This is a genomic window from Streptomyces crystallinus (assembly GCF_039521265.1).
Lineage (GTDB): Bacteria > Actinomycetota > Actinomycetes > Streptomycetales > Streptomycetaceae > Streptomyces > Streptomyces crystallinus.
Map to the genome: position 1 here is coordinate 56,106 of NZ_BAAACA010000002.1, position 8,650 is coordinate 64,755.

Consider the following 8,650-nt stretch of genomic DNA (forward strand, 5'->3'; position numbering starts at 1 on the left):
TGGATACGAGCACGGGCTGTTCGAGCATGGCCGTACGGCGGCGGCACGGCGAGCCGCCGGGGTTGCACACGGCTCGGATCAGGCCGCGTACAGATCGAAGGTGGAGGTGCGGCGCGGACCCGCGACGACGTCGAGCTGGGGGTCGACGGCGAGGATCGCCTGGTGCAGCCGCTGGAGCTGCGGCGAGGGCTCGACGCCGAGGTCCTCGATGAGCCGGCCGCGCAGCCTGCGGTACACATCGAGCGCGGTGGCCTGCCGCCCGGAGCGGTAGAGCGCCACCATCGCCTGCGAGTGCAGACCTTCGTGCTGGGGGTGACGGGCAATCAGATCAGTGAGCTCGGCAGTGAGTTCGGCGTGCCGGCCCAGGCGTAAGTCGGCGTCGATCCGGCGCTCCCTGACCACCAGCCGGCTCTCCTCCAGCCGCATCACCTCGATGTCGAGGATCGGCCCCACCCGCACGTCGACCAGCGCGGGGCCCTCCCACAGGTCGAGCGCGCGCCGGAAGCAGTCCGCCGCCCGCTCGTTGTGGCCGTCGTCGAACGCGAGCTGGCCCTCCGCCGCCAGCTGCTCGTAGCTGTGGACGTCGACCGCCTCGGAGGGGATCTGGAGCAGATAGCCGCCGTAGCGGGTGGCCAGAACGTCCTTGGCCGAAACTTGTGCGTCGGGCCCCATGGCGCCGGCGAGCCGCCGCCGCAGCTGGAGGATGTACGTCTGGAGGGTGGTCAGCGCGCTCTGCGGCAGCTCGGTGCCCCAGATCTCCTCCATCAGCGTCGGTACGGGGATGACGCGCCCCGGGTACAGGGCGAGCAGCGCGAGGATCTGACGGGGCTTGCCCGCCGTCGGGACGACGGAGACTCTGTTCACTTCGGCACTCAAGGGGCCCAGGACCTGGATTTTCACGGCTTCCTCTCGGGTAAAAGGCGGGGGTGCGCCGGACATCGTTGTCTCCCCCCGGGGCCAGGCCGCCGGGGGAGCGTGGGTACGCGGACCTCAGCTCGCGCGGGCGACGAGCTCGGTGACACGGGCGCCCTCGGGCACCGGGGAACCGGGCCGGGCGGCGAGGATGGCCATCTGGAGCCGGCCGAGCGCGGCCGAGGGCTCCAGACCGGCCTGGGCGACCAGGGTCGCGCGCAGCCGCTGGTAGACGCCGAGCGCCTCGCTGCGCCGACCGGAGCGGTGCAGCGCCAGCATGAACTGGCCGTGCAGCGCCTCGTGCAGGGGATAGCGGCTGACCAGCACGGTCAGCTCGGAGAGTAGTTCGCGGTGGCGGCCCAGGCGCAGATCGGCCTCGATGCGCCCGTCGAGCGCGGCGAGCCGGGCCTCTTCGAGCCGCTCGGCCTCGGTGCGCAGCCGGGTGCCCTGGTGCACTCCGGTGAGGGCGGATCCGGTCCACAGGGCGAGCGCCTCGCGCAGCAGCCGGGCGGCGCCCTCGTGGTCGCCGGCGTCCATGGCCCGGTGACCGGCCGTGGCACGCCGCTCGAACTCACGGAAGTCCGCGGTGCCCTCGTCGTCCTCCGTCTCCAGGCGGTAGCCGCCGGGCAGCGTGAGGAGGACGTCCTTGGCGGTGCGGCGCTCGCCGTCGCGGCGGGCCAGCGCCTCGCCGATGAGCTCGCGGAGCTGCATCACATACGTCTGCACGGTCGTACGGGCACTGCGCGGCGGGGTGTCGTCCCAGAGTTCTTCTGCCAGCGTCGCCAGCGGCACCACCTGGTCGGAGTGCAGCGCGAGGAGGGCCAGCACCTGCCTCGGTTTGGGGGCAGTGGGCGCGATGGATAACCCGTTCTTCCGCACCGACAGTGCACCCAGCACTTCGATGTCCATGTTTCTCCCCAGAGTCGGGAAATACGGGGGGTAAGGGTATTCGGGTCGGAAGTGTCCGCTCGGCTGGCAGGCCCTCGGCGGCAACCCGCTTTGATCATGTGCTCTTACCCACCCGCCGCGGCAAGCCCGCCTGCGGCTGCTCTGACGTACCTGTCAAAGTCCTGACCGCGTTGTCAAAATCCTGTAGCAGTCGCGAATTCTGCTCGGATTGAAGCCACTCGACTCTGGGTAAAGAACGGCCGGATGTGGCGGATTTTCGAGGCTCCGCAGCCCGCCCCCGCCCGGATCCCGCTCCCGCTCCGAACCCGCTCCCGTGCCGCTCCGGGATCCGGATCTTACGCGGTCCTTAGACAAGCGCCCAGTGCACGGGCCCGCACCGCCACCGCATGTGGCGTGGGTCACACCTGACTCCCGTCACATTCACGGGCCACGTTTCGTCATAGGTGTGACGGAGGAAGCCGACCGGTGTGGATGTTCTGGCAGGGCCGGTCGGCGTCCGGCGTCACAGTTTCCGTGTGAAGTGTTCGGCGTTTACGTGAGATCTTTTGAGGAGAGCAAATCATGACTGCTCGGGCCAAGCACCCTGCTTTTGTCGTTCCCGGTGCCATTGACGCTCTGGTCGCGCTCGGAAAGGCCAGCAAGGAAGTTCCCGGCGTCGATGTGAAGCTGCTTGAGCTGCTGCATCTGCGGGCGAGCCAGATCAACGGCGACGGCGCCAACGCGGACCGCCACCCCCGTCTGGCCAAGGCCGCCGGCGAGACCTCGGACGAGCGTCTGTTCGCCGTCGCCGCCTGGCGCAACACGCCGTACTTCACGGACGCCGAGCGCGCCGCCCTGGCGCTCGCCGAGGCCGTGACCCGTCTCGCCGACCGCGAGGACGCCGTCTCGGACGAGGTCTGGAACGACGCGGCCAAGCACTTCAACGAGCAGCAGCTCGCGGCGATCGTCCTCTCGGTCGCCACCGCGAACCTGTGGAACCGTCTGCACGTGGCCATCGGCCAGGTTGCCGACCCCAACAGCTGATCACCCCCGTAAAGCTGCTGGTGCCGGCCGGCCACCCCCGACGGCCGGCAGGTCGGGCGGACGGCTCGACGGCGGGCGGCCCGTTCACCGCAAGGACGTTGCGGTGAACGGGCCGCTTTTGTGGGGCGGTTCCCCGGCACCGGCCGGTTTCCCGGGGCTCGCACCCCAGGAAACCGGCGCCCTCGTGCCTCTCCTACTTCTTCTGCTGCTGCTTGCGGGCGGCCTCGATGAAGGCCTCGAAGAGGGGGAGGGTGTCGCTCCCCAGCTCGCCGTGGGCCTGGAGGCCGGCCAGGAACGGGGCCGACGGGTCCTCGGCCTCGGCGCCCTCGATCACGCCGTCGTCCGACCAGGCGGTGGCGACCAGACCGGCGCCCAGCTTGGCGATGCCCTGGTGGTGGTGGCAGTAGACGGTGGCGGTCGGCCCGAGCGCGCTGCCGAGCAGCGAGTCCGGCTTCACCTGGATCTCGCGCGGCTCGTACTGGCCGGGCACGGCGGGCGAGTGCTCGGGCAGGTGCTGGTCGAGCGTTCCGCCGCGGTTGATGGAAATCAGCTGGAGGCCGCGGCAGACGCCGAGGACCGGAATCCCACGCCGCTCGGCGGCGGTGAGCGCCGCCAGTTCGGCGGTGTCCCGGGCCTCGTGCGGCGGAAACGTGAACTTCTCGCGCTCGGCACCGTAAAGAGCGGGGTTGATATCGGCGCCGCCGCTCATGAGCAGGGCATCGGCCCGCGCCATCACGTCGTCGACGGCGTCCGGAATCGGCGGTATGAGAACGGGGGCGCCCCCGGCCTGGTGGACCTTCTCCATGTACTCCCAGGGGAGGAGCGCCACATGCACATCTCCCCAAATGTTCCAATTCACCGTTGTCAGGTCGGCGGTCACCGCCACGACGGGCCGAGTCATCGAATGTCGTCCTTCCCAATTCCAGCGAAATGGAGTTTCACTAGAGCGTCACTTGTGCGCTTCTCGAACGCCCCGGACCTGTCCGTATCCAGTGCGAAGTCTTGGATCAAGAATTGCACAGAGCCCGGCTCTGTGGAAGAAATCAAAAAATAGGTACGGTGGAAACACGGTCGTCTTTCGGAAGAAAGCGACGAGACCGCGTGCGTTCAACTGCGGGGTGATCGCAGTCGAACACCCCTATGGGGCGCGCGGAGCTTTTGCGTACCCTCGCGGCAGTGATCGGTCCATTAGCGTCAAATAACTGGGGGATACCCGACATGACCGCCGCGACAGACAACCCAGGCGCCCGTATGTATCAGGAGTTCCTCGCCGTACACGCGATTTTGCGGCGGGGGACGGAACTGGTGGCGAACGCGTTCGAGCGCCTGGGCGAGGGCGACCAGGTCAGCGTCAAGGAACTGATCGACACCACGCAGTGGCTCATCGACTTCACCCACCACCACCACGAGTCGGAGGACGAGCTGTTCTGGCCCGTCCTGCACGAGCTCTACCCCGGCTCGGTGGCGGCCTTCGACACCCTCAACGACGAGCACGCGGAGCTGGACCGGGAACTGGGCGGCCTGAGCCGGGCGGTGGAGCTCCTGAGCGCCGCCAACGAGGCGGGCGAGCAGGTGGGTTCGGCGGCGGTGGCACAGGCGGCGGGGGCCGGCACGGCGGCGGCGCGCAAGGTCCGCGACATCCTGGCGGGCCATCTGGACACCGAGGAGCCGGTCGTCCGCGACCTCTTCCCCGGCGTCCCGGCCGACGAGGTGGACCGCCTCCGTACGGCCATCACCGAGGGCAGCCCCAAGTCCGGCGGCCACCTGGTCTTCGGCCTCCTGGAGGACCCCGAGGAGGCCGAGGGCTACGACGCGATCCTCGCCAGCTTCCCCGTCCCCTTCCGCTCCCACCGGCCGCAGCTGGTGCAGCTGTACATCGAGAGCAAGCGGGCGCTGGGCGTGGCGTAGCGGCCGCGCGAAGAGGCGGTTCCGTTTCTTCCGGTCATGATCGGGATCTGACAGGCCCCGCACAGCGTTATGTGGGTACGGGACCCACAGACCGGAGGTGACCGCTCGTGTTCGGATCGGCCTTGAACGAGATCTTCGCGCCCGGCAAGCGGCACGAGGAAGAGGAGCGGCGGCGGCTGGAGATCACCCTGGACGAGGCGGGGGACGCCGATCCGGGGCGCGGGCCCATAGACCTGGCCAGCGGGACGGTGACCATACGGGTGCCGCCGAAGGACGACGAGACCGGGGACGACGCGGCCGGGGACGACGAGACCGGGCACAAGGCCGGCGACTAGCGCGTACGCCGCAGGGCCCGGCACCCCGATCGCTCGGGGTGCCGGGCCCTGCGTACCGTCACGGCCGCGGCCGCCGGTGACTACGCGTCGAAGACCTCCGACACCAGCTGCTCCTGCTCCTGCTCGTGCCGCTTCTTCGAGCCCACCGCGGGCGACGAGGAGTGCGGGCGCGAGATGCGGCGCAGGCGCTCGCCGTGCGGGACGTCCGCGCCGACCGCCAGGTCCAGGTGGTCGATCAGGTTGAGCGCGATGAACGGCCAGGCACCCTGGTTCGCCGGCTCCTCCTGGGCCCACAGGTACTTCTCGGCGTTCGGGTACTTGGCGATCTCGGCCTGGAGCTCCGCGCCCGGGAGGGGGTAGAGGCGCTCGAGGCGGATGATCGCGGTGTCCGTGGCGCCGCGCTTGTCGCGCTCCGCCTTCAGGTCGTAGTAGACCTTGCCGGCGCAGAAGACGACCTTGCGGACCGCGTTCGCCTCGACGAACTCGTCACCGATCACCGGGCGGAAGCCACCCGTGGTGAACTCCTCCACCTTGGACGCCGCCGCCTTCAGACGCAGCATCGACTTCGGGGTGAAGACGATGAGCGGCTTGTGGTGCGGGTTGTGCACCTGCCAGCGCAGGAGGTGGAAGTAGTTCGACGGGAGCGTCGGCATCGCGACCGTCATGTTGTTCTGCGCGCACATCTGGAGGAAGCGCTCGGGGCGCGCGGACGAGTGGTCCGGGCCCTGGCCCTCGTAGCCGTGCGGCAGCAGCAGCGTGACGCCGGACGTCTGGTTCCACTTCTGCTCGGCGGAGGAGATGAACTCGTCCACCACCGTCTGGGCGCCGTTGACGAAGTCGCCGAACTGCGCCTCCCACATGACGAGGGACTCCGGACGCGCCAGCGAGTAGCCGTACTCGAAGCCCATCGCCGCGTACTCGGAGAGCAGCGAGTCGTAGACGTTGTAGCGCGCCTGCTCCTCGGTGAGGTACATCAGCGGGGTGTAGTCCTCGCCGGTCTCCTGGTCGACCAGGACCGCGTGGCGCTGGCCGAAGGTGCCGCGGCGGGTGTCCTGGCCCGACAGACGGACCGGGGTGCCCTCCATCAGCAGCGAGCCGATGGCCAGGGTCTCGCCCATGCCCCAGTCGATCGTGCCGTCCTCGACCGAGGCGGCGCGGCGCTGGAGCTGCGGCATCAGCCGCGGGTGGACCTTGATCCGCTCGGGGATGTTCACCTGCGACTCGGCGATGCGCTTGACGACCTCCTGGGAGACCGCGGTGCTCACCGCCGCCGGGAACTCGGGCTGCGGCTCCGGGGACTGGATCTCGCCCGCCTGCTGGGTGGCCTCGCGGACCTCGGCGAAGACCTTCTCCAGCTGGCCCTGGAAGTCCTGGAGCGCCTGCTCCGCCTCTTCCAGGGTGATGTCGCCGCGACCGATCAGCGACTCGGTGTACAGCTTGCGCACCGAGCGCTTCTTGTCGATCAGGTTGTACATCTGCGGGTTGGTGAACTGCGGGTTGTCGCCCTCGTTGTGACCGCGGCGGCGGTAGCAGATGAGGTCGATCACGACGTCCTTGTTGAACGTCTGGCGGAACTCAAAGGCCAGCCGGGCCACGCGGACCACGGCCTCCGGGTCGTCGCCGTTCACGTGGATGATCGGCGCCTCGATCATGCGGGCCACGTCCGTGGCGTACATGGAGGAGCGCGAGGACTCCGGGGCGGCGGTGAAGCCGACCTGGTTGTTGATGACGATGTGGACCGTGCCGCCGGTGCGGTAGCCGCGCAGCTGCGACATGTTCAGGGTCTCGGCCACCACGCCCTGGCCCGCGAAGGCCGCGTCGCCGTGCAGGGCGACGGGCAGGACCGTGAAGTCCGTGCCGCCCTTGTTGATGACGTCCTGCTTGGCGCGGACGACGCCCTCCAGGACCGGGTCCACCGCCTCCAGGTGCGAGGGGTTGGCGACCAGCGAGACCTTGATCTGCTCGCCGTCCAGGCCGGTGAAGGTGCCCTCGGCGCCCAGGTGGTACTTGACGTCGCCGGAGCCGTGCATCGACTTCGGGTCGAGGTTGCCCTCGAACTCGCGGAAGATCTGCGCGTACGACTTGCCGACGATGTTGGCAAGCACGTTCAGGCGGCCGCGGTGGGCCATGCCGATGACGACCTCGTCAAGGCGCGACTCGGCGGCGCTGTCGATGACCGCGTCGAGCAGCGGGATGACCGACTCGCCGCCCTCCAGCGAGAAGCGCTTCTGGCCGACGTACTTCGTCTGGAGGAACGTCTCGAACGCCTCCGCCGCGTTCAGACGGCGCAGGATCCGCAGCTGCTCCTCGCGCTCCGGCTTGGAGTGCGAGCGCTCCACGCGGTCCTGGATCCACTTGCGCTGCTTGGGGTCCTGGATGTGCATGAACTCGATGCCGGTGGTGCGGCAGTACGAGTCGCGCAGCACGCCGAGGACGTCGCGCAGCTTCATCAGGGACTTGCCCGCGAAGCCGCCGACCGCGAACTCGCGCTCCAGGTCCCACAGGGTGAGGCCGTGCTCGGTGATGTCCAGGTCGGGGTGCTTGCGCTGGCGGTACTCCAGCGGGTCGGTGTCGGCCATGACGTGGCCGCGGACCCGGTAGGAGTGGATCAGCTCGAAGACGCGCGCGGCCTTGGTGACGTCGTCGTCGTGCGAGGCGTCGATGTCCTTGAGCCAGCGGACCGGCTCGTAGGGGATGCGCAGCGACTCGAAGATGCCGTCGTAGAAGTCGCTGTCACCCAGGAGCAGGTTGGCGACGATCCGCAGGAACTCGCCGGAGGCGGCGCCCTGGATGACCCGGTGGTCGTACGTCGATGTGAGGGTCATCACCTTGGAGATGCCCAGCTTGTTCAGGGTGTCCTGGGAGGTGCCCTGGAACTCGGCCGGGTAGTCCATCGAGCCGACGCCCATGATGACCGACTGCCCGGGCATCAGACGCGGCACGGAGTGGACGGTGCCGAGGCCGCCCGGGTTGGTGAGGGAGACCGTCACGCCCGAGAAGTCGTCCATCGTGAGCTTGCCCTGGCGGGCCCGCTTGACGATGTCCTCGTACGCCTGCCAGAACTCGAAGAAGTTGAGCGTCTCGGCCTTCTTGATGCCCGCGACGACCAGCTGGCGGTCGCCGTTGGGCTTCACCAGGTCGATGGCGAGGCCGAAGTTGATGTGCTCCGGCTTGACCAGGGTGGGCTTGCCGTCCTTCTCCGTGAAGGAGTAGTTCATCGACGGCATGGCCTTGATGGCCTGCACCATTGCGTACCCGATGAGGTGGGTGAAGGAGATCTTCCCGCCCCGGGCGCGCTTCAGGTGGTTGTTGATGACGATCCGGTTGTCGAACAGCAGCTTCACCGGGACCGCGCGCACCGAGGTGGCCGTCGGGACGTCGATGGAGGCGTGCATGTTCTTCGCCACGGCGGCGGCGGGGCCGCGCAGGGTGACGAACTCCGGACCGGCCGGGGCCTCGGTCGCCGGGGCGGCCTGGGCGGCGGGCTTCGTGGCGGGCGCCGGAGCGGCCTTCGCGGGGGCCGGGGCCGGGGCCTGCGCCTGGACCGGCGCCGGGGCGGCGGC

7 protein-coding genes are annotated in these 8,650 nt (G+C 69.2%); 3 read left to right on the forward strand and 4 right to left on the reverse strand.

Annotated elements, in window-relative coordinates; genetic code table 11:
* Positions 1-78: 78 nt before the first annotated feature.
* Together ABD236_RS01515 and ABD236_RS01520 are read right to left on the reverse strand one after the other, a co-directional pair.
* A complete protein-coding gene (locus ABD236_RS01515; protein ID WP_344068912.1) occupies positions 79-900 on the reverse strand; it encodes an AfsR/SARP family transcriptional regulator in 822 nt (273 codons plus the stop codon).
* Positions 901-990: 90 nt separating this feature from the next.
* Positions 991-1,821, reverse strand: a complete 831-nt coding sequence (locus tag ABD236_RS01520) for an AfsR/SARP family transcriptional regulator (protein ID WP_344068915.1) — start codon at positions 1,819-1,821, stop codon at positions 991-993.
* Between the two features lie 561 nt (positions 1,822-2,382).
* Between ABD236_RS01520 and ABD236_RS01525 the strand changes: the two genes are divergently transcribed.
* Positions 2,383-2,844 carry a carboxymuconolactone decarboxylase family protein gene (locus ABD236_RS01525; protein WP_283141628.1) on the forward strand — a complete coding sequence of 154 codons (462 nt, stop codon included), beginning with the start codon at positions 2,383-2,385 and terminating at the stop codon, positions 2,842-2,844.
* Positions 2,845-3,037: 193 nt separating this feature from the next.
* Here ABD236_RS01525 and ABD236_RS01530 read toward each other — a convergent pair whose 3' ends face one another.
* Entirely contained in the window at positions 3,038-3,745 is a 708-nt protein-coding gene (locus ABD236_RS01530) for a gamma-glutamyl-gamma-aminobutyrate hydrolase family protein (RefSeq protein WP_344068922.1), read from the reverse strand.
* A gap of 317 nt (positions 3,746-4,062) precedes the next feature.
* Between ABD236_RS01530 and ABD236_RS01535 the strand changes: the two genes are divergently transcribed.
* Both ABD236_RS01535 and ABD236_RS01540 read left to right on the forward strand, forming a co-directional pair.
* Positions 4,063-4,752 carry a hemerythrin domain-containing protein gene (locus ABD236_RS01535; RefSeq protein ID WP_344068925.1) on the forward strand — a complete coding sequence of 230 codons (690 nt, stop codon included), beginning with the start codon at positions 4,063-4,065 and terminating at the stop codon, positions 4,750-4,752.
* A 107-nt stretch (positions 4,753-4,859) separates the two neighbouring features.
* Positions 4,860-5,087, forward strand: coding sequence for a DUF6191 domain-containing protein (locus tag ABD236_RS01540; RefSeq protein WP_344068928.1), 228 nt, complete (start codon positions 4,860-4,862; stop codon positions 5,085-5,087).
* A gap of 80 nt (positions 5,088-5,167) precedes the next feature.
* On the opposite strand, the gene ABD236_RS01545 is transcribed toward ABD236_RS01540, so the two are convergent.
* Positions 5,168-8,650, reverse strand: a 3,483-nt coding sequence (locus ABD236_RS01545) for a multifunctional oxoglutarate decarboxylase/oxoglutarate dehydrogenase thiamine pyrophosphate-binding subunit/dihydrolipoyllysine-residue succinyltransferase subunit (RefSeq protein ID WP_344068931.1), incomplete at its 5' end; no start/stop codon positions are given.

What these genes read in the sequence shown, in the direction of transcription:
- ABD236_RS01520 (WP_344068915.1), bottom strand. Translation starts at nt 1,821, where the DNA reads ATGGACATCGAAGTGCTGGGTGCACTGTCGGTGCGGAAGAACGGGTTA.
- ABD236_RS01525 (WP_283141628.1), top strand. Translation starts at nt 2,383, where the DNA reads ATGACTGCTCGGGCCAAGCACCCTGCTTTTGTCGTTCCCGGTGCCATT.
- ABD236_RS01535 (WP_344068925.1), top strand. Translation starts at nt 4,063, where the DNA reads ATGACCGCCGCGACAGACAACCCAGGCGCCCGTATGTATCAGGAGTTC.
- ABD236_RS01530 (WP_344068922.1), bottom strand. Translation starts at nt 3,745, where the DNA reads ATGACTCGGCCCGTCGTGGCGGTGACCGCCGACCTGACAACGGTGAAT.